The sequence below is a fragment of the Bacillus sp. SIMBA_005 genome, from assembly GCF_046535585.1.
In the GTDB taxonomy this organism is placed as follows: domain Bacteria; phylum Bacillota; class Bacilli; order Bacillales; family Bacillaceae; genus Bacillus; species Bacillus pumilus.
In genome coordinates, this window is the sequence record NZ_JAWRWI010000309.1 from 1 (window position 1) to 255 (window position 255).

At 71.0% G+C, this 255-nt stretch carries 1 protein-coding gene; it reads left to right on the forward strand.

Annotation, left to right across the window (positions count from 1 at the left end):
* Positions 1-255 (forward strand): hypothetical protein (locus tag SB660_RS20250; RefSeq protein WP_410584100.1); only part of this gene is annotated, 255 nt, incomplete at both ends.

The following is a 255-nucleotide window of genomic DNA, read 5'->3' on the forward strand; positions in this document are numbered from 1 at the left end:
CAAAACCGCGCTGTTCGCGCTCTTGCTCGGCCTGTCGCTGCTCTCCGGCGAGGCGCAGCTGGTGCTCTCGCGCGGCGTTCTCTTCGCGCAGGTGGTCGTCGTCCTCATCATCGCGGCGGCGTTCATCGTGCCGCGTGGGCGGATCCTCGCCGCCGTCGCGCTGACGATCGCGCTCGTCTGCAACGCCGGCACCGCCGCCGCCCTCGGCGCGATGTTCCCGACCACGGCGGGAGACGTATCCGGAACGCTCAGCGA